Here is a 21,127-nt window from a genome sequence, read left to right on the forward strand (position 1 = left end):
GTTAATTCTTTAAAATACTTTCATAACCCGCTCTAGGAAGGTCAATATTTTCTCCGACTTGACCTTTACTTTAATCATAGGACCACTGTTAAGATTATATAATAGGACGCGGTTATAAATAAGACGATAAGACCGAGTGCTAATAATCGAATAGCTCTTTTTACATTTCTGAATTTCCAAGCGGCAATTTTTGAAATGATATAAATTTGTTCACCTAGTTGGCCAAAAAGTTGCTCTTCATCAACACTAACCTTGTAAAAGGTTTTGGCGAATTCCTTGATACTTCCGAATTTGGAAATGACATCGCCAAAAAAGAATATATTCTTATCGTAATTACCTTCTATTTTGGGAATAAAACACCGCACACAATAGAATATGGAGGCAGCCGTACAGAAAAACCAAGCTCCAATAAGTACATATAGCATAGGGTTATTGGATGTGGCATCGAAGATTCCATCTATGCTTTGAAAAATAAAATTTAACAAAATACCATAAAAGGAGAGTATAAGTCCGGCTTTGAGCTCGGATGCTTTAATGAGGCTCGATATGTAATTGATACTTCCCCAATAATGATCGACAAGTTCTTCAGTGTGCGCATTTTTTGAATAAGGCCTTTGAGCCGATTCGGGTGGTAGTTCTTGCTCTTCCATTAGGACATATTATTTAATTAGTATATTGTTATTCTTTGACTTCATAAATTGTTAGCGGATGGACTTTATTTTTTAGATTGATGACACCAACTTTTTCGCAGTGAAATGATTCTTTTACTTTTTCGTAACAAGTTTCACAGATAATAATCTGGTTTTCCCTTGCCGCATCCTGTAAACGCGCCGCAGTATTTACGGTATCCCCAATGACGGTATAATCCAATCGCTTTAAACTTTGAGAACCAATATTTCCCGAAATCATTTCGCCGCTTTTAAGGCCAATGGAAACCTTGGGTTTAAATTGTAAATCGACTCCTATGGCCGGAAGTTTCTCGACTTTGTGACAAATTGCCAACGCAGCATCGATAGCTCGGTCTAAATGATAGTCTCCTTTAAATACAGCCATAATTGCATCTCCTATAAACTTATCTATATAACCTTCCTGTTCCATAATTTCCTTTACCATTTCATCAAAATAAGAGTTGAGCATGGACACTACAGTATCGGGAGTGGCGGTCTCGCTAATCGCGGTAAAGCCACAAATGTCTATAAACATCACCGTTGCTTCAATGGTGTCATTGGACATGATAGTAGATTCGAACTCTTTGTTACCCATAAAGTTGAGAACATTTTCATCTACATACATTTTTAAAATATTATTCTCTTTAATCGCTTTGAGTGTTTCTTTTACTTGCTTGGCATGCTTTAGCGTTTTTTCCATCGTAAGCGTAAGATCCTCAAAATTGATGGGTTTGGTAATAAAATCGAAGGCACCACGATTCATAGCGGTACGGATGTTTTCCATATCACCATAGGCCGAGACAATAACCGATTTTATTAATGGATTGGATTCGGTCAACTTTGTAAGTAGGGTTAAGCCATCCATTTCGGGCATATTGATATCGCTCATCACAATATCAATTTCCGGTTCGACAACCAATTTTTCCAAGGCGACCCGTCCATTTTCAGCAAAATAAAACTCATATTCACCTCCACGAATTTGTTTTCTGAATTTCTGTTTGATAAGCGTTTCTAGATCGGCCTCATCATCTACTACTAAGATCTTTGACATAACTAATTGTTTAGTAATTTCTCCTTTAACATTTTAAAATCTACCGGTTTGGTTAAAAAATCATCTGCGCCCAAACGTTTGGCAGTATTGAAATTTTCATCATCACCGTATGCCGTGACCATCATGACTACCGGGGGAGGTGCTTTGTACGTATTCTTAATTTTTTCCAACAATTCCAAGCCGCTCATCCCTGGCATATTGATGTCGCTTAAAATCAAAATGGCCTCATGTTCCATAGCATCTAACAGCTTTAGTGCTTCTTCTCCTGAATAGGCAAACATAAAGGTAAGTTCCTCATTTCTAATTTCCTTTCGGAAGCGTTGAAGAAATAAATCCTTTACGTCTTTTTCGTCATCTACTACGAGTATTTTCATGGTTAGTTATTTAGGTATTATTATTTTAAATGTTGTTCCTAGTCCTTTTTTTGTCGCTACTTTTAATTCGCCCATATGCCCTTTACTTACAATGTCGTAACTCATTGACAAGCCCAAGCCCGTTCCTTCTCCAGTGGGTTTGGTGGTAAAGAAAGGTTGGAATATTTTATCCATTACCTGCTTCGGAATACCATTGCCATTGTCTTTTACTGAAATTACAACCTGATCTTTCAATTTTTTTGTACTCACCGAAACGATGGGTTTAAAATCTGAATCTTTGGACGTTTTTTTCTTTTCATTACAGGCGTAGAAGGCATTTGTGATTAAATTCAATATCACTCTTCCCATATCCTGTGGGATGATTTTAATTTTGCCAATGGACTCATCAAAGTCTGTTTCCAGTGTGGCATTGAACGATTTGTCCTTAGCCCTCAAGCCGTGGTAGGCCAATCGCAGATACTCATCTGCTAACTTATTGATATCGGTAGCTTCTTTTTCGGCCGTACTTTTTCGGCTGTGCTGAAGCATTCCTTTTACAATGGCATCGGCGCGTTTACCGTGGTGGCTTATTTTTTCGAGGTTTTGTTTGATATCGTTCGCTATTAATTTAGCTTCCTCCAATTCTCCTTTTTCAATTTCTTCGTTCATTTCGTCAATGAGTTCGTTACTCACTTCAGAAAAATTATTAACGAAGTTCAACGGATTCTGAATTTCGTGAGCGATTCCGGCTGTGAGTTCCCCAAGCGAAGCCATTTTTTCAGATTGGATGAGTTGTTTTTGGGTGGCTTGCAAATCTGAAAGCGTATTTTCAAGTCGTTGTTTTTCAGCGAGTAGGGCCGAAGATTGTTTTTCTTTTACTTGCAGATCTGTAAAGCGCTGGTAGGCAAATGTGAAGACATTGCGGAAACGATCTAAAATGTTCTTCTGATCCTTGCTTAGCTCGCCAAAATTAGAAATACCAACGGCTCCATTGCCAAAGGCATACAATATATAGGAAATGCTATCGGTTTTGAACAAACGCGGGTCATCTGCTTCGCCATTTTTTCGGCGCATTTCGATAAGGTCCTGCAACTGTTGTCCTTGCAGTACCATTTCGGAATAACCATCAGTTGTTGCGGCAATAACTCTAAGCTGTTCTTCGAGGGTGGGATCATCATCATAGGACATCAACGTAATCGTTCCGCCCATTTCGTGGGAATAGTCGTAATCCAGAAAGGTTTGATTATCTTCATTGTTGACGTCAATGATCGCATTTCGAATATCGTTGAAACCAAGTTCCTCCAACTGCTCATACAACGCCTTTGCAATATGCAACAGGTCGGTGGATTCGTTCATGCCAAGTGCTACCGAGCGCACTTTTTCCAGTGAGGCTTCAATTTTTGCTTCCCGAGCCTGCGCTTCAGCATTTGCCAAATCGGTATATCTTTTATACGCAAAGGTGAAAACGTTGCGGAATCTTTTTAATATCTTTTTTTGATCTTCGTTTAAAAGACCAAAATTGGAAATTCCAATGGCGCCGTTACCAAAGGAATACAGGTTATAGGTAAGATGGTCAATTTCTCGAAGTCGGGGGTCGTCCTTTTCGCCGTTGCGTAATCGTGTCTCGATAAGTTCTTCTAATTCTTTGCCCTTTAATTCGATTTCAAAAAAGGCATCATTACTGGATTGGATCTGTTTAATTTGTTTTTCTATAACAGCATCCCCATAGTATGAAAATTGAGTGATGGCACTTGACATATCGTGGGAATAATCATAATCTAAAAAGGTTTCATCATCGTCGTTGTGAATATCGATAATGGCATTACGGATATCGTTAAAACCAAGTTCGAGCAATTGCTCGTATAGCACTTTTGCAATATCCAGCATATCATCGGACTTTTGTAGGCTCAATGCCACAGAGCGCACTTTTTCAAGTGAGGCTTCAATTTTAGCTTCACGTGCTTGATCTTCTGCTTTTTGAAGATCCATAAAACGGATATAAGCTTGCTCAAAAACCTTGGCAAAGCGTTTAAGGATTTCCTGTTCGGATTGATTGGGTACAATCCCTGTGTGTGATGGAATAAGGATGGCCGAATTTTTCTGCCAAGCGAAAGACAAAGTATGCTTATCATTCTGAAAAATCCATTTCTTAAAATCCTCTGGAAAATCGCGATAATCTGAATGTTCAAAAGCGTATTTGAAAAAGCTGTTCTTTTGCTCAACAGTAAAAGCTTTCGAAAAATAGTCGGCTCCGCTTTCTTTTGATTTCCATGCCTCATTAAAAATAGGATGATTGAAATAAGGAAGCAAATAACTCCCCGCGAATCTAAAATCGGGAGAAGCGATCCAGTGCATCACATCTTTCGAATTGTTAAAATAGGTACATAAAATAACGCCATTTGCATCCATTACAACACCTAATTCTTTTAGCTTTTCAACAATTACCACAACCACTTGTTCGAGCTCATCAGGTTTGTGCATGGCCAGGGATCGGGAACGTACTTTTTCCAGTGCGGCTTCAATCTTCGATTCCCGTGCTTGCGCTTCGGCTTTTTGAAGGTCGAGAAATCGTGTATAGGTACGTTCAAATTCTACACTAAAACGTTGTAATATTTGTTTTTCTTCATCACTGATGGGCCTTTTAATATTGATTCCAAAACAGCCATATTTCATAAAGGCCTCCGCATAATAAAGTCCGTTTGCGAAATATTCTGGATTTAGGTTATTAGCATCTTTTAAAAGTTCCTCCCAAGCGGTAAAAAAGGTTTTTACTTCTTCAGGTTTAATATGATGAATGTGTACAGGAATGCCACTTATCCAATCTTCAAAGCATGCGGCGGTATATGGTTCAGCCTTATCAAGTGGGTATACTATAGCTTTGCTCTTAATTTTCTTTTTGTTTTGTGCTGTATTCCAAGCTACCCAAAATTGGTGTTCATTCTTGTCTTCATCTGGCAACCAGACATAAGAAAATTCGGTATCTATTCCCAACAATTGTAGTTGCTCGTGAAATACCTTTGAGGTGGCGTCTAATTCGTCAGAATGTTGCATCAACATGCTTTGGGTACGAGTGCGCTCTAATGCCGCCTCAATCTTTGCTTCTCTGGTTTGTGCTTCGGCCTTTTGAAGGTCTAAGAAGCGGGTATAGGTTTGTTCGAATACATTTGCAAAGCGTCTAAAAATTTCGTGGGCTTCGGGGACTTTTTCATAGGTAATAAACATTACATACCCATGTTTGAAATAGCAGATATGAAATATTTGAAAGGTAGGCAATTCCAATCCTGCTTCAATAAGAGCATCTATCATTTTACCCACTGTGGGTAAGGTGCGCATGAACTCGTAGTGTTTACCAATAAGCTGTCCGCCCAATTCTTCTATATGAAATGTGTCTCCATTTTCGAAGGGTTTTTGAAAGTTGTAACCAACGCCTATATTGGGTAGTATAAATGGTGTCTGAATTTCTCCCTCGCTGCTCATAAAAGCGGTTGATGATTTTTTATCTTCAGTCCAAATACAATAGCCTGCACTCCAAGCGGGGATTCCCAAATCCTGTACTTGAAAAAATAAGTTGTTGGCAGCTTGCGGCAATTCCTCACTTTTTTGCATTGCCATGGTACGACTACGTACTTTTTCCAATGCGTTTTCAATCTGTGCCTCCCGTGCTTGGGCTTCGGCTTTTTGAAGGTCAAGGAAACGGGTATAGGTTTGCTGAAAAACTTTTCCGAAGCGCATTAAAATTGCATTCTCATCTTCAGAAAACCGAACCCCGGAATAGTTCTCGATATACAAGCCTACATTGTCCAATAACACCGTAGAAATTGCCAAACCTTTAAAGCCAAAGTAAGTTGCCTTTGTTTCTTCCGGCAAACCGGGAATATGCTTGAATAAATCTGTATAAAATTGATTTTTTTCTTCAAAATCCAATGTATTGGCAAAGAAATTCTGTCCTGTTTTTTTTGCTTTAATAAAATCGTTCCAGTGTGCACAGTCAAAATAGGGAATTACAATTTTAGGAAACACAGCGTTATGGTCTGCCAACCAAATGTGCATATCATCATTTTTCTTATAATCCAGAATAAATCCGGCATGTTCAATGTTTATATTCAGTTGAATGAATTGGTCGTAAAGCACATGAATTACGTCCTTCAGTTCTTCACTGTTGTGCATCGCCATACTGCGCGAACGTACACGTTCCAAGGCAGCTTCAATTTTGGCTTCTCTCGCCTGTGCTTCGGCTTTTTGAAGATCTAAGAAGCGGGTGTAGGTCTGCTCAAAGACCTTTGCAAATCGTTTAAAAATTTCGTGTGCCTCCGAAACCGGCTCTCTGGTAATAAACAATAGGTAACCATATTTAAAATAAACCACATGGTCTATTTGATAGGTTGGGAACCCTTTATTCCTTGCTTTCAGCGTTTTTAAAACATCACCTATAACAGGAAGGGTGCTCATATATTCATAATGAGCAATGCATTCAGCTCCAGAGAATTCCTTAATTAAAACGGACTCACCTTGCTGCCCCTTTTGATAATATTCTTTAAAGATCCCTTCTCGGGGTACGGTATAAGTATGCAACACTCCGGCTTCATTTCCAAACCACTCAGTAGATTCATTTTCCCCGTAAATATTAAAAGCACAGCCCCAAGTTTTTATACCTAGAGCTCTTACCTGCTCATCTAATAAAAATGAGGTTTCTTGTAGTTCGTCACTGTGTTGCATGGCCATAGTTCGGCTTCTCACTTTTTCCAGTGCCAATTCTATTTGTACTTCACGCGCTTGATTTTCAGCTTTTTGAAGATCTAGGAACCTGCGATGCGCCAAGTCAAAAGCATCTGCAAACTTTTCTAATATCTCAAGATCTGCCTGTGGCGGCTTTTCAACGATGCCGGGTAAGCTATACCCAATCTCCCCGTGAGAGGTTCGTGCCATAATAAAAGTGAGACCACCAATATGGCGAATATCATCGTGACTTGGGGCTTGCGGATCTATATTCTGAAAATCCCCCAAGTTGATCATTTTATCCACATACGCTATTGCCTCTTTTGCATTCATAGCGTACACAACTGTCGGTTTTTTACTTTTTTCCCATTTTGCCAATAAGGGGATGTCGCCATGTATATGTTTGGGTAATTTCATAACAAACCCAATACGAGTGCCATCGCCTGAAGTCATGGCCTTTTCATAGGTATCCTTTAGCCACATCATATGCCAGAAATAATGTGCTTGGTGGCCTAGGCGTGTAAATTCATTGCGCATAGTCACTACAATGTCTAGTAGGTCTGTGGACTCTTTCATTGCCACTGCTTCTGCGCGGATCCTTTGCAATGCTCCCTCAACTTCTAACTCACGGTTTTTAGATTCTAGCTCGACGGTTCTTCGTTGGATTGCCTCGCGCAATTCTTGATTTTCTTCATTTATTTTATCATAACCAATTGTTCCACCATCATCGGTTTTTGCATCTGGTATAGAAAAATGCTGATAAATAAATCGCCAGCCTTCTTTGTTTTTTCGCAGTGTACTAGAAAACCTGAATCGCGCATAATACGTCCAGTTATTTTCATTGAGAAACCAGCCGTCAAAAATGTGTGTAATAAAAACAAGGTCTCCAAATTGTTCTATCTTCTTGATTTCGTTTCGCAATTCGGTTTTCCCTGCAAATTGATCTCCTGTATCTGCAAAAAACTGGGTGGTATCCCTTCGGTTTAAAAACTCTTCATTCATGGCAGAGCCAATGAAGTGATAATCGTCATCCAAAAAGGAATCATAAATTTCAACATCGCCATGAAGATAGCTATGCAACCAGGTGTCATATACTTTGAAGACTTCGTGCTCTATTTTCTTGGCGACCTTCATTATGGGTTCGTTATGGGTATTGAAATTATAAATTCTGTTCCTTTATTCTCTTTAGTGGAAACTTGCAGTTCTCCACCGTGTGCTTTTACAATATCATAGCTTAGGCTAAGCCCTAGTCCGGTTCCTTCTCCGGTAGGCTTGGTGGTAAAGAAAGGCTGAAAAATTTTTTCTTTTAACGACTCTGGCATGCCCTTACCGTTGTCTCTTACCAGAATTAATATCCTGTTACCTTCTTTTGAAGTTGTGGCCCACACCGTAGGTTTATAGTTTGAAGTTTCTGTTTTTATTCGTTCATTAACTGCGTAAAAGGCGTTGGTAATCAAATTTAAAATAACCCTCCCAATATCTTGTGGTATAATTTCGATTTCCCCAATATTGTCACCATAGTTGGTTTCCAAAGTAGCGTTAAACGATTTATCTTTTGCCCTCAGGCCATGATATGCCAACCGCAGATATTCGTCTACCAAAATGTTGATGTCTGTAGGTTCTTTTTTGCCGCTACTGCTTCTGCTATGTTGTAGCATTCCTTTCACAATACCATCGGCTCGTTTACCGTGGTGATTTATTTTTTCGAGATTTGCAATTACATCGTTGGCAATTTCATTTACGTCTTCCAAATTGCCATTTTCCAGTTCTTCTTTCATCTCGTCCAGTAATTCCTTACTCACTTCCGAAAAATTATTGACAAAGTTTAAGGGGTTTTGTATTTCATGTGCAATACCGGCAGTGAGCTCTCCCAGACTTGCCATTTTTTCAGATTGAATTAGTTGTGCTTGCGTGGTTTTCAATTCTTCGAGTGATCTGCTTAGGGCTTCATTGGCTTCTTCGATCGATTTCCGCTTTAGTTCTAACTCCTCTATGGTTTCTTCCAGAAGGATGGCTGTGGTGCGTTTTACTTTCTCGGTGCGCTCCAGTTTAAATTCTGAAATGGTCAACGCTTTGTCTGCTGCTTTTGCAGCTTTGGTGAGCGCCGTTTTTTCTTCTTCCGTAAACTTATCGGACTGCGCTATATAATCAACTATTTTTTGAAGATGTTGGTTCATTTATTTTCTGTTATAGCTACCCAGCAACACGCGCCCGAATGAAGGTTCTGTCTGCCTTTTTCTGCTCTTCCGTATTCTCCGTATGTAAAAAAACCAGCCATTGGGGCATTCCATAAATTAGCGAGTCCGTCGTTTTCTTCCGTGACCATAGGGCCTAAAACGGGCGGACGACCGGCACAGGAAAAAATTAACAATGCATCTGCCTCAGCGGCTTCCAATTCTTTTAACTGATCTGCTTTTTCCAATATTTCTTCGATGATATCGAAGTCCGGTGGCCGGGCAAACCAAAACGAGGTTCCCACCGGCATTTCGATGTCGGTGAATAATGCTTTTTCATCTTGGACTATCTTCATAGGGCTTATAAGCACCGTTTCGTTTCCATCTCTTTCGACTATAAATGGATATTCAAAAGCGACATCTTTAAACACATTAAAATTTTTGGCACTAGCATCCTTTCCTAGATATTTTAAATACATATCAACAGCAGGCTGTCCATCTATCTCATAGAGCAGATTGGCTTTGCTTTTTGTCGCCTTACGTGATATACCCATGGGCTTCCAGCCTGTTGTAGCCATTCCTTTTAATTGAACTTTATTTCCATCCAATACCAGAGCCGCTATTCCATAATCGGTTTCTTTTTCGTTGACAAATACAAAGGTGCCTTTAAGCGACCAATCGTCTCCGGCCATCCCTCCAAAATAGACGGTATGGGGTCCAAAGCTTTTTTCGAGGCTTGAAACAAGCTTTTGTCCCTCAAAAAATTCTTCTTTTTCGTTTATACCTGTGCTGCACAAAAGTAGCGTCGGATTTGTAAATTTTTTAAGTGCTTTTTCAGCTAGGTTATTCGCCGCTATTTCTATTTGTCCCTCTTCAATTTTATCGAACTCCAAGCTATACAGCTCTTTGGAGAGATCCATCAACAGAATTGCCATTTCACCTTCGGTTTGTTTACCATTTATAAATTCGCCACAAGAAGTCGCGCCAAATACGTCAATTCCTTCGGCATTTAGTAAAGAAATAATGGATTTTCGATCCTGTTTTACAGAAATGAAAACTACAGCAATCGTAGGTTTAAATCCTTCAGCTATAAATGTATCTAAAGCCGATTTTATGTTAGAAACTGAATTTCCGGAAATACTTTTAGCTTTCATTCTATTTCTCCTTTAATGCTACGAGACAGCAGGTATTATTATGAAACTCGTGTTTTCCTGTCTTCGATTTTCCAAATTCGCCGTAGGTAAAAAATCCTACCATGGGCGCATCCCAAACATTTTTTACCTGATTGATTTCTTCTTCCATTAAAACCCCAAATGAAAAATGCCGACTTTTACAGGAAAACATAATTAGGGCATCTGCTTCTGGTTGGGTTTCTATTTTTAGTTCGGTGCATTCTTCTACTACTTTTTCGACGGTATCAAAATCGGGGGGAAGTGAAAATTTTACCTTGCAACCTTGTGGTACATTGCCGGAATAGATGACCGAACGGTCGTCGCGATTGGCAAACATGGCGGTTCGCATTACCGATTCGGAGCCTTCGCGTTCCAATTGTAAAGGGTAATAGGCTCCAAGTTGTGAAACTATTTCCTTGCCCGATTCAAAATCGAATTCAATACCCAAATATTTCAAAATCATGTCGAGAGCCGGTTTATCGTCTATAGTGTACACGACGTTGCCTTCACTTTTAGTAACGATTTTTGTCGTACCTATGGCTTTCCAGCCGCAGGTGGCAATGCCGTTGACTTCCACTTTATCTTCGTCGATGATGAGTGCCAACAAGCCTTTATCACTGCTTGTATTATTAGTAAAGACGATGGGGCCTTCAAATAATATATCATCGGCGGCCATACCACCAAATAGGGATACATCATCGCCAATACCTTGGGTAATGCCTTCGAGTATGTTTTCACCATCCTGGGTCAGCCATCCCGAAACAATAATAAAGGCCGGATTTGAATAGGTGTTTTTGCCAATTTCCCCAAGCTTTTTGGCTTGTTTAAATGAGGTGCTCTCGCCCGTTTCGAGAAATGCCAGTTTAAAATAATCCCGATGTATATCCAGTAACAGTACCACGATGCTACCTTCCTCGATTTCACCGTCTATAAATTCGCCTGCGGTTGTTGCCCCTACGATTGCGATTTCTTCTTTATCAAAAATTTTGCAGACCGCTTTTATGTCTTGTTTTATAGAAAGGAAAACGATTGCCAAAGTGGGTTTAAAACCATCTATGATAGATTGCTGAAAAGCGGATTTAATTTCCTCGGTTGATTTTCCTTTAATGGATTTAGCCTTCATCTATTAGCGTTATTTTTCTTTAAGTGCCACAATGCAACAGGTATTGTTGTGAAACTCGTGTTTTCCGGTTTTGGATTTTCCAAATTCACCGTACGTAAAAAATCCTACCATGGGTGCGTCCCAAACTTCTTGCACCTGTTCAATTTCTTCTTGAATTAGTATTCCAAAGGACAAATGTCTGCTTACACAGGAAAACATAATCAAGGCATCTGCCTCGGGTTGTTTTTCGTTTTTGATTTCTTGGCATTCTTTTACCACAATTTCAATAGCATCAAAATCCGGAGGAAGAGAAAATTTAACTTTGGAACCTTGTGGCACATTGCCGGCGCAAATAAGCGAACGGTCTTCTCTGTTAGCGAGCATAGCGGTGCGCATTACAGGGGCCACATTTTCACGCTCCATCTGTAAGGGATAATAAGCACCAATTTGAGTGACAATTTCTTTGCCGGTATCAAAATCATACTCCACGCCAAGGTACTTTATGATCATATCCAAAGCAGGTTTATCATCTATGGTGTAAACGATATTTCCTTCGCTTTTGGTAATGGTTTTGGTGGTTCCAATGGCTTTCCATCCGCAGGTAGCAATGCCATTTATTTCAATTTTATCTTCGTCTATTATAAGTCCTAAAAGGCCTTGGTCGCTGCTTTTCCCATAGGTAAAGGCCACTGGGCCATCTAGCGATAAGTCGTCACCGGCCATTCCACCAAAAATTGTTACTTCGCCGCCACAGCCTGAGGTAATACCTTCAATGATATTTTCGCCCTCATTACTCAACCAACCGGACACAATGATAAATGCGGGGTTTGAAAATGCATTTTTCCCTTCAACGCCTAATTGTATTGCATTTTCTAAGGTTGTTTCGGTACCAGTTTCTAAGAATATTAATTTGAAATAATCCGGATGTAAATCCAATAGCATAACAGTAACGCTTCCTTCTTCAATTTCGCCATCAATAAATTCGCCGGAAGTGGTAGCGCCCAAAATGACAATTCCTTCCTTATTGAAAATCTCGCAAATCGCATCTATATCCTGTTTAATGGAAAGAAAAACGATCGCCAAAGTAGGTTTAAAATCATTTTTCAGGCTTTCCTGAAAAGCTGTTTGAATTTCTTCGGTTGTTTTTCCTTTAAAGGTTTTCGCAATCATGTAGTTACTGTATTTTAGTCATCTTGGACTTGCCCATTTATTTTTTCTGAAGTTGATCCCAAAGGCCCGAAGACTATTTCTAATATAGAATATTGTCTAAAATTCGGTCTAGGTTCTTTTCCATTCTGTGGAATTTTCCATCGGAAGTAAAAATTTGATATACCTCCTTACGGAATTCGATAAGTTCCATATTGGAGTACGCATGCTGTTCGATGTTTCTCTGAATCTTTTTTAAGGCTTTTTTTTCGGTATCCGCCTGAAATTCCTTATAAATAGCATCAAAGATGGTCTGATCCGTCTTTGATTTTATAAAGTTGATTTCCTCTTCGGTCTCTTCCGAATCTGCATTCGCGCAGAGCAGCAAAATGTAAGTGTGTAATTCTAATTTTGTCCAGTTAGGTTTCGCGGTTCCCATTTTAAAATCGTTTTATGCAGTTATCTTAGTTAAGTTGTTGACTCGATAATTTATTCATTAGTAAAATTGAAAACAAACAAATGTTCTCCTCTACCTTGAGCAATTGTGATGAAAGATGAAAAAAATATCCACAAATTCGCTACTATATGGAGATTAGACATTCCAGTATTATTAGCAACTAATCGAATGTGGAATAGTCCACAGCAAACCCATAGGGTCTTTGCGGGGAATATTGGCATTTTTCAGTTAGTTTCCCTAAAGATATAAAAATTAGAAGACTAAATGATACGTAGTACTACGTATAATAGGAAAAATCGCTATTGAAGATATTTAGCGACAGTTAATTTTCAATACCGTTTAATCTTTTTGCGGGTCTTTTGAAAAGTTTGTAGCATTTCATTTTTGCTACCTTGTAGAAAGCACTGGGTAGATTTTTATTTAAATTGTTTTGTGCTTCTTCGTTCCATGAGCATATTATCATACCATTTTCCATCCCTTCGGGCTATCTTTTCCCGAATGCCAATAATACGAAAGCCACATTGCTTATGGAGTTCGATACTTGCTTTGTTTTGTGGAAAAATCCCAGCCTGGAGGGTCCAAAATCCGGCTTTTTCGCTTTCGGAAATTAAATGTCTTAATAGGGTGTTCCCAATGCCCTTTCTTTGAAATTTTGAAGCGATATAGATAGTGTCTTCTGCTACTCCTGAATATACCTGCCTTTTAGATACGGCACTCAAAGCGCACCAACCGGCCACTTCGCCTTGGACCATTGCTACAAACCGGTATGAGTTTAAAAACTTCTCATCCCATTGGTCCCAAGAAGGCGCTTCTGTTTCGAACGAAGCAACACCTGTGGCGAGTCCTTCCAAATATATGGACGAGACCGCCACAAAGTGTTCTTTATCTAGTGGGATAATTTTCATTTTAACAACAACCGCTGCTTGGTGTGCAGCACGCAGCTTCGGTGGTTTTGGCTTCAGATTCCGGCACACCGCAGGCTTCTTTTGCTTTACAATCTGTTTTCTCCACAGCTAAAGCGAGTACCAATTGTCCGTTTCGTATTTCAGAATTGTTAACAAACAGTTGTGTTGTATGGAACTGTGCATTTCCATATTCAAATTTCACTTCGGAATTTAGGTTATAAGCCTTCATACTTCCGACCGTATTCATAATTCCAAGTGCTTTATTGGCAGTCATATATTCGACTTTATCTATTTCCGAAGGGCTCTCCCATAGCTGAATGACAGTTTCGTTCCAGGCATCCATACGAGCGCCGCAGTCGACAGAATCGATCGCGATGTGTTTTACTTCCGTGATATGGTAATTGGCACCCACGAATTGATTTGGGGCGTACTCAAAAACCAGTGATTTGTCCTTATTAGTCTCTAATAGTTGTAAAAATTCTTGTGTTTTCATAATAGATTGTATTAACAGCAAGAGGCTGTGGTTGTATTAAAAAAAGAGGTAAATATCTTCTGAAATTCTTGAAAACGTGCTACATCCAGGCAATAGCAAAAGTTTCTTCCTTCGAAATTCCCTTTTAGTAGTCCTGCTTTTCGAATGACCTGCAAGTGTTGTGAAATGGTCGGTTGGGAAAGTCCCACCTCATCTACAATATCGTTACAAATACAGTTTTCCTGTCTGGCGATGTATTGTAAAATGGCTACGCGAGCCGGATGTGCCAGAACCTTAGCGATTTCAGCAATTTCAATTTGTTCGGTAGTATGAAGAGAGGTTTTAGTGGCGCCCATGGTTGTTAAAGTAATATTGCAATATTACGATGGGATGATGAAATAAAAAAGCCTTTGACAATATTTTTTCAAAGGCTTCTACTTTTTTAGAACCAAGGTTTCTTACCAACCTGATAGGTTTGGTAAAACTCCTCGTCACTTTTAGTAAGATAAATTATACCCTCTATAAGTCCCACAATACCCGCGGCCATATATAAAAAGATTCCGAAGAATAAACAGGAAGTGGCTATTCCTACAACGGTCAAAGCCACCAAAATAATACCTTCTTTGTTATAACCTAGTATAAATTTATGAACCCCAAAGGCACCTAATACAATGCCTAAGATACCTGCAAGCATCTTTTTATTTTCACCGGCACTTTTTGTGGCGTCATTCCAGCCTTCTTTAAACTCGCTGGCAGTGCTTTTTGCTTCGTTTCCAATATTCTCAGCAGCATCCTCTGTTTTATCCTTGGTACTGTCGTAACCTTCGTTGTTGTTTTCTTCCATGATTTTGATTGTATTTAGTTGAATGTTAAATGTATAAAAAATATTTCATGTGCAGCTCGAAGAATTCCTATAATTTGATTGTGCTATGACTAAATTTTTATAGGAAAGAACTATCTACTGGTTCCCAAAGTTCTATCTTATTGCCTTCCGGGTCTAGAATCCAACCAAATTTTCCGTATTCATATTCTTCTATTTTTCCTACGATAGTAACCCCTTCTTTCTTTAGTACCTTCAACAATTCTTTTAAATTTTCAACTCTAAAATTCATCATAAACTCCTTTTTACTCGGCGAGAAATAATTTGTATCTTCTTTAAATGGACTCCATTGTGTGGAACATTTATTCCCCGCATCATCCTTCCACCAAAAGGTACAACCATAGGCATCTGTATTAAGTCCCAAATGTGTGCGATACCAACTTTTTATAGTGTCCGGATCTTTTGTTTTAAAGAAAAACCCCCCTAATCCTGTTACTCTTTTTTCCATGATCTATTTATTTAAGAAATTGATGCAAAATTCAAAATAATCTTATCGGCAATTACCTTTGCCAACTTTTCCTTACTCTCAAATGTCCACCCTGCAACGTGAGGGCTAATTAATACATTCTCAAAGGTCAATAACTCTTTTAACGCATTTGGAAGTGCTTGCGGGTCGAAAAGTGATTCGAACGAACTTTTTTCATATTCCAAGACGTCCAGACCTGCGCCCAGTATTTTTCCACTTTTTAGAGCAGATACCAGATCTTCTGTTACTACACTTTTACCGCGAGCCGTATTGATAAACCAAAACGGTTTGTGGAATTTTGCAATGAATTGTTGATTGACCATTCTATCGGTCAATGGAGTCCAAGGCGTGTGTAGGCTTACTATATCAGCGGTTTTCTGAAGTACCTCCAGCGAAACTTGTTGTGCGTTTTCATCACCAACATCTTTCTTAATGTCATGACAGATAACCGTACAGTCGAATCCTTTTAATTTTTTAGCAAACGATTTCCCCATGTTTCCATACCCGATAATGCCAATCGTTTTTCCTTCCAGTTCGATGCCGCGATTCGCTTCCCGGTTCCATTGTCCCAACTTAATTTCGGCATGTGCTTTGTTAAGTTTATTGCACAAGGAAAGCAACATCCCTAAAGCATGCTCGCCTACTGCATTTCGGTTTCCTTCAGGAGCCGAGATAAGCATGACTCCTTTTTTTTTGGCATATTCAACATCTATACTTTCCAATCCGGCACCCACTCTCGCAATAAATTGTAAACGTGTTGCTGCATCCAAGAAGTCACGGTTTATCTTAAACCGACTCCGAATTACGATGCCTTCATAACGGTCGATTCTTCGTTTAATCTCTCTTTCGGTAGAGGAGTAATCTTCTTCATTTAAAAACCCGGCGGCATTTAGCGAATCTAAAAGCAGCTTATGGTTGGAGTCAAGATGAAGAATTTTCAAGGCTTAAATTTTTGGATAGTTGGTTTGTGTTTTTGCATCAGTAACATTTCCGGTATGTTTGGTGGTTAGTTTTTCAAACAAAAGGACATGTACTTCTTCACCATTACGAGTTTTAGGGCAATGCTCTACCCCTTTAGGGACGACAATAATTTCTCCTTCTCCTACCAGCTCAATTTTATCTCGAAAGTGCATTTCAAGTGTTCCCTTCTGAACAAAAAAAAGTTCGTCTTCTTCTTCGTGCTTATGCCATACAAATTCGTCTTTGATCTTTGCCAATAGCACTTGCATATCATCCACCACCGCTATTTGATGAGGATGCCAGTGTTTGCTGAAACTGGAGAATTTTTTATGTAGGTTTATGGTCTTCAAAACCCAAGAATAAGCTTCGCGATTAGGAAATAGGTAAATATACCAAATACGTCATTACTCGTGGTGATAAACGGTCCTGTGGCAACAGCAGGGTCTATTCCTTTTTTATCAAGAAGAATAGGAATAAAAGTTCCAATAAGTGCCGCCAAAATAATAACAGCGATCAATGCAATACAAATACTGATAGATTCGGTGTAGGTAGTACCAAAGGCAAAATGGCTTATAAAAATTACCACTACGGCGATAGACATGCCGTTGATAAGTGCCAGCAAGGCTTCCTTTAAGAGCCGCCGGACAATATTTCCTTTTATGGTGTCATTGGCCAAACCCTGCACCACGATTGCACTGGACTGTACACCTACATTCCCAGCAGTCGCCTGTATTAAGGGCACAAATAAAAGCAGGTTGGGGTAGGTAAGAAAGATGGCCTCAAAACCCGAAATGATACTCGCGGCCCCTAGTCCTCCAAACATACCAATCATGAGCCACGGAAGTCTCGCCTTTGTGAGTTTCCAAACGCTGTCATCGGCCTCTACATCTTGGGTAATACCCGCCGCTAACTGGTAATCTCTTTCGGCTTCATCTTTTATAAAGTCTACAATATCATCAATCGTAATTCTCCCTACAAGAATCCCGTTATCATCTACTACAGGAATTGCCTCAAGGTCATATTTTTGCATGATACGGGCTACATCTTCATTTTCGGTATGCACCGTTACATAATCAACTTTTGGTATGAATATATCTCGTATTTTAGATTTGGCTGGTGCCGTTAAGAGGTCTTTAAGGGAGAGTCTTCCCATCAGCTTTCCTTCTTTATCGGTTACATAGATCGAGTGGACACGGGTTACATTTTCTGCCTGTCGCCGCATTTCCCGAACACAGCCTGCTACACTCCATGTTTCCTTGACCTTTACCAATTCCTTAGCCATCAATGCTCCGGCAGTATCTTCATCATAGGCTAATAGCTCTACGATATCGGCGGCATGTTCTTCATCTTTGATCTTTCCAATTACCTTTTTCTGAATGTCTTCATCCAGTTCGGCAATGATATCGGCGGCGTCATCGGTGTCCAACTCTTCCAGCTCCTTGGCAATTTCCTTTGGCGATAATCGATTCAGGATTTTTTCCCGAACATCGTCATCCAGCTCGATCAGTGCCTCCGAGGTCAATTCACTCTCCAGTAATTTTATGAGGTAGGTTGCTTCATCACTATCTAATTCTTCTAGTAATTCAGCAATATCGGCAAAGTGTAATTCTTGAAGCAACTCACGCAACGCATTGCCATCTTTGTTGGCAATGAGCTGTTCAATTTGCGTTATAAAATCAGCTGTGAGTTGAAATTGCATCGTGCTCCAGTTTTTGGGTAAGTGCTATAAATTCGGCCACCGAAAGTTGTTCCGGTCGCTGCCCAAAGATAACATCTTCTTTCAATTTATCGGAGAGTTGGAAGCTTTTTAAGCTGTTGCGAAGGGTTTTCCGACGCTGCTGAAAAGCCGTTTTTACAACCCGGAAAAACAAATTTTCGTCACAAGGAAGGGAAAAATCTGCTTTTCTCCGAAGCCGAAGCACCCCACTTTCTACCTTGGGCGGTGGGTTGAATACCGATGGAGAGACCGTAAACAGGTACTCAGCCTCGTAAAATGCCTGGGTTAGTACTGATAAAATACCATATACTTTACTTCCTTCTTTTGAGCAAATCCGTTGCGCCACTTCCTTCTGAAACATCCCTGAAAATTCGGGTATTCGATTGCGCCATTCCAAGGTCTTAAATACAATTTGTGTAGAAATATTATAAGGGAAATTCCCGGTTATTGCAAAGGGTGCTTTTTCGAAAAGTTTCGAAAGATCAAACTTCAAAAAATCTGCTTCCAGGATCTGCAAGTGCTTATCGGAGTAATTTTCTTGAAGGTAGGCAACGGCTTCGGAATCTAGATCCATCGCAATAATATCTATATCATGTTTTACTAGATATTTAGTCAGTACCCCCATTCCCGGGCCAATTTCCAGTACCTTGTTATATCCCTCAAGACTTAGTGTCGAGGCAATTTTTTCAGCAATGGTCTCGTCGATTAAAAAATGCTGCCCTAAATACTTTTTGGCCCTAACTTCCTTTCCCATTATTGCTCGCAAATAATTTCCAACTCGGTTCTAAAGGCAACAAATTTCCCTTCAAAGCGCTTGCTTTGTGCGCGTAGTGTAGGCGCATTTTCTTTGTAGTATTTCATAAGTGTTTCCTTGCTGTCTGTACGGTATTGTACCGAATAGGTTATACCTCCTATATCTTCTTCTACCTGCACTCTTGTCATAAGGGCTTTACTGAATTTACCCGTATCCAACATCGCCGGAATATGTTCTAATTTCATCCATGTCAACCAGCTGTCGTGGATCGATTCATCAATATTTATAGTGACGTTGTAGATGTACATATAAAGAAATTTAATTAATTGCATCCCCTCGCAGCGAACGATATTTCTTTCGGGCTTCTACAAAATAGATGCTGTCGGCATAGTTGAAAATAAGCTGCTCGTAATAGGCTTTCGCCTTTTCCGGTAAAAGCAATTGCTCCTCGTACAGTTTTGCCAAACGGTAAACGGCATCATCGGCTAGAATATCATCCTTATAAAATTCGAGGATCTTTAAATAATTGGCTTCGGCTTTTTTAAACTGCCCTGTCAATTCGAATAACTGCCCTTGTTTTAAGAGAGCTTCATCTTCAATCTTTTCGCCTTTGTGATTTGTTAGAATTTCTTCCAAGGCCGAAATGGCTTCCGTATTTTTATTCTGAAGCGCCATAAGATCAGCTCGCGCATATTTTTTTATGGCTGCTTGGGTACTATCTTCCAACGAATTGTCCCGAATAAGCAAACTAAGCTGCATGGCGTCGTTGGCGATAAGTTGAGACGCAGATTTCCGCAAGACATCCAACTGTACCTGCGCCCATTGAAAATCACCTTTAAAATAGCTGGTTCTAGCTACTTTAAATCGGGCTTCCTGTGCAAGGACATCGCTATTTACCCTTTTCTGAATTTGTGAATAGTAGATCAATGCCTGATTGAATTTCTCATCAAAAACCAAGATGTCCGAAAGCTCCATCTTTACCCGTGCCTCTTGATACGATGTTAATCTTTCATTCGTCAAGGCCTTCAAATTGGCAATTGCAACTTCTTTTTTTCCGGCTTGAAATGCTAAAAAGTGATTGTAATCAATCTGAAGCAAGTAGGTTCTGGCCCCCAGGCCGTATTCGGCGAACAAAGTCTCAAATTGCTGTTCGATCTTTTGGTACTCTTTCGGTGTTGCCGTATCAAGTGCGATCTTCATTAAGAACTGATGACCTTGCAATTTAGCTTCGGGAGTAGCCGAATTTTCGACAACGAAGTTGAATATGTCTCTAGCATTTTCATAATCTTTTTCTGAAATAGCTATAATACCAATGTCTATAATTCCGCTTAAATCTTCCTGTTCCAAGCGTTTGTAAATGGCCTTTTCCTGAGTAAAAGCTTTTTTAAATTCCTTTTGCTGAACAAAGAGCCAACTCAATAATTGATTGTATAGTAGATCTGGTCGCTCTTGTGATTTCTGAAGCAAGGTCTTTCGCAACAAGATATTGGCTTCGTTAGTAGGATCCTCAGTGATGTACTGACTAAATCCCTGTTGTGCCGCTCCCTTGTACCCTGCATTGCTTTTTATGAGATCGATATACTTGGAAAACATTTTTTCCAGATTCCCTTGTTCACCATAGATTCGAGCTAAATGCAAATTAAAATCCTTTTCGGGATCCGCTTCCATCGCCTTTTCATATACCATAATCGCTTGATCCAGCAGACTGTACCTTGAAAAGGAGTCACCCACCGAATAGGCATAATTAGGGCTTTCAATCGTAAAGTCAATCGCTTTGTTGTAATATATCAAGGCCTGTATTTCGTTTTGCTGCAGCGAATAATTATACCCCAGTTCAACATAATACAACGGATTTACACGTCGTTCAGCTAATTTGTCCAACAGTAATTTCTCAGCTTCCGAAAATTGCTCCAATTGCTGATTACTCTGCACCAACATCAAAAAATAATCAAGTCGGCCGGGATTTTGCTGCAACAATTTATCGTAGATCGATCGCGCTTTTTCATACTCCCCTTGTTCGAAATAATTCTTAGCCAAAAGTTCGCTTTGGGCCGCAACCACCGAGCTAATGCTTAGGAATAGTATAATGAGGATGTTTCGCATAGGGTAAATATAACGATTTGATTTCTGAAAC

At 39.6% G+C, this 21,127-nt stretch carries 20 protein-coding genes; all 20 read right to left on the reverse strand.

Going from position 1 to position 21,127, the window contains the following annotated elements; translation table 11 throughout:
• Positions 1 to 74: 74 nt before the first annotated feature.
• Positions 75 to 650, reverse strand: a complete 576-nt coding sequence (locus K8F54_RS10085; protein WP_290790356.1) for a Pycsar system effector family protein — start codon at positions 648 to 650, stop codon at positions 75 to 77.
• Positions 651 to 678: 28 nt separating this feature from the next.
• Entirely contained in the window at positions 679 to 1,719 is a 1,041-nt protein-coding gene (locus K8F54_RS10090) for an adenylate/guanylate cyclase domain-containing response regulator (RefSeq protein WP_290790359.1), read from the reverse strand.
• Between the two features lie 2 nt (positions 1,720 to 1,721).
• On the reverse strand, positions 1,722 to 2,093 hold the full coding sequence (locus K8F54_RS10095; protein WP_290790362.1) for a response regulator: 372 nt from the start codon (positions 2,091 to 2,093) through the stop codon (positions 1,722 to 1,724).
• Between the two features lie 6 nt (positions 2,094 to 2,099).
• Complete coding sequence (locus K8F54_RS10100; protein WP_290790365.1) at positions 2,100 to 7,922, reverse strand: ATP-binding protein; 5,823 nt, start codon at positions 7,920 to 7,922, stop codon at positions 2,100 to 2,102.
• The gene (locus K8F54_RS10105) at positions 7,922 to 8,965 is read right to left on the reverse strand and encodes an ATP-binding protein (protein ID WP_290790368.1); all 1,044 of its coding nucleotides are present in this window, start codon (positions 8,963 to 8,965) and stop codon (positions 7,922 to 7,924) included. The genes K8F54_RS10100 and K8F54_RS10105 overlap by 1 nt, the downstream gene beginning before the upstream one ends.
• Positions 8,962 to 10,116, reverse strand: coding sequence for an FIST N-terminal domain-containing protein (locus K8F54_RS10110; protein ID WP_290790370.1), 1,155 nt, complete (start codon positions 10,114 to 10,116; stop codon positions 8,962 to 8,964). The genes K8F54_RS10105 and K8F54_RS10110 overlap by 4 nt, the downstream gene beginning before the upstream one ends.
• Position 10,117: 1 nt before the next feature.
• The gene (locus K8F54_RS10115; protein ID WP_290790373.1) at positions 10,118 to 11,257 is read right to left on the reverse strand and encodes an FIST N-terminal domain-containing protein; all 1,140 of its coding nucleotides are present in this window, start codon (positions 11,255 to 11,257) and stop codon (positions 10,118 to 10,120) included.
• 9 nt (positions 11,258 to 11,266) lie between these two features.
• Positions 11,267 to 12,406, reverse strand: a complete 1,140-nt coding sequence (locus K8F54_RS10120; RefSeq protein WP_290790376.1) for an FIST N-terminal domain-containing protein — start codon at positions 12,404 to 12,406, stop codon at positions 11,267 to 11,269.
• A 79-nt stretch (positions 12,407 to 12,485) separates the two neighbouring features.
• On the reverse strand, positions 12,486 to 12,821 hold the full coding sequence (locus tag K8F54_RS10125) for a hypothetical protein (RefSeq protein WP_290790379.1): 336 nt from the start codon (positions 12,819 to 12,821) through the stop codon (positions 12,486 to 12,488).
• A gap of 434 nt (positions 12,822 to 13,255) precedes the next feature.
• Positions 13,256 to 13,744 carry a GNAT family N-acetyltransferase gene (locus tag K8F54_RS10130; protein ID WP_290790382.1) on the reverse strand — a complete coding sequence of 163 codons (489 nt, stop codon included), beginning with the start codon at positions 13,742 to 13,744 and terminating at the stop codon, positions 13,256 to 13,258.
• A 1-nt stretch (position 13,745) separates the two neighbouring features.
• A complete protein-coding gene (locus tag K8F54_RS10135) occupies positions 13,746 to 14,237 on the reverse strand; it encodes a DUF6428 family protein (protein ID WP_290790385.1) in 492 nt (163 codons plus the stop codon).
• 11 nt (positions 14,238 to 14,248) lie between these two features.
• Positions 14,249 to 14,572, reverse strand: a complete 324-nt coding sequence (locus tag K8F54_RS10140) for a metalloregulator ArsR/SmtB family transcription factor (protein ID WP_290790388.1) — start codon at positions 14,570 to 14,572, stop codon at positions 14,249 to 14,251.
• A gap of 86 nt (positions 14,573 to 14,658) precedes the next feature.
• Positions 14,659 to 15,060 (reverse strand): TM2 domain-containing protein, encoded by a 402-nt coding sequence (locus tag K8F54_RS10145; protein ID WP_290790390.1) that lies wholly within the window; start codon positions 15,058 to 15,060, stop codon positions 14,659 to 14,661.
• Positions 15,061 to 15,157: 97 nt separating this feature from the next.
• Positions 15,158 to 15,544, reverse strand: a complete 387-nt coding sequence (locus K8F54_RS10150; RefSeq protein ID WP_290790393.1) for a VOC family protein — start codon at positions 15,542 to 15,544, stop codon at positions 15,158 to 15,160.
• 11 nt (positions 15,545 to 15,555) lie between these two features.
• Positions 15,556 to 16,503: a 2-hydroxyacid dehydrogenase gene (locus K8F54_RS10155; RefSeq protein WP_290790396.1), complete on the reverse strand. Its 948-nt coding sequence runs from the start codon at positions 16,501 to 16,503 to the stop codon at positions 15,556 to 15,558.
• Positions 16,504 to 16,506: 3 nt separating this feature from the next.
• Positions 16,507 to 16,872 (reverse strand): cupin domain-containing protein, encoded by a 366-nt coding sequence (locus tag K8F54_RS10160; RefSeq protein WP_290790399.1) that lies wholly within the window; start codon positions 16,870 to 16,872, stop codon positions 16,507 to 16,509.
• On the reverse strand, positions 16,869 to 18,221 hold the full coding sequence (gene mgtE / locus K8F54_RS10165) for a magnesium transporter (protein ID WP_290790402.1): 1,353 nt from the start codon (positions 18,219 to 18,221) through the stop codon (positions 16,869 to 16,871). Before mgtE ends, K8F54_RS10160 begins: the two co-directional genes overlap by 4 nt.
• Entirely contained in the window at positions 18,199 to 18,993 is a 795-nt protein-coding gene (rsmA, locus tag K8F54_RS10170; protein ID WP_290790404.1) for a 16S rRNA (adenine(1518)-N(6)/adenine(1519)-N(6))-dimethyltransferase RsmA, read from the reverse strand. Before rsmA ends, mgtE begins: the two co-directional genes overlap by 23 nt.
• Complete coding sequence (locus K8F54_RS10175) at positions 18,993 to 19,301, reverse strand: DUF4286 family protein (protein WP_290790407.1); 309 nt, start codon at positions 19,299 to 19,301, stop codon at positions 18,993 to 18,995. The genes rsmA and K8F54_RS10175 overlap by 1 nt, the downstream gene beginning before the upstream one ends.
• Positions 19,302 to 19,311: 10 nt before the next feature.
• On the reverse strand, positions 19,312 to 21,096 hold the full coding sequence (locus K8F54_RS10180; protein WP_290790409.1) for a tetratricopeptide repeat protein: 1,785 nt from the start codon (positions 21,094 to 21,096) through the stop codon (positions 19,312 to 19,314).
• Positions 21,097 to 21,127: the final 31 nt, after the last annotated feature.

The sequence above is a fragment of the Altibacter sp. genome (assembly GCF_019913785.1).
Lineage (GTDB): Bacteria > Bacteroidota > Bacteroidia > Flavobacteriales > Flavobacteriaceae > Altibacter.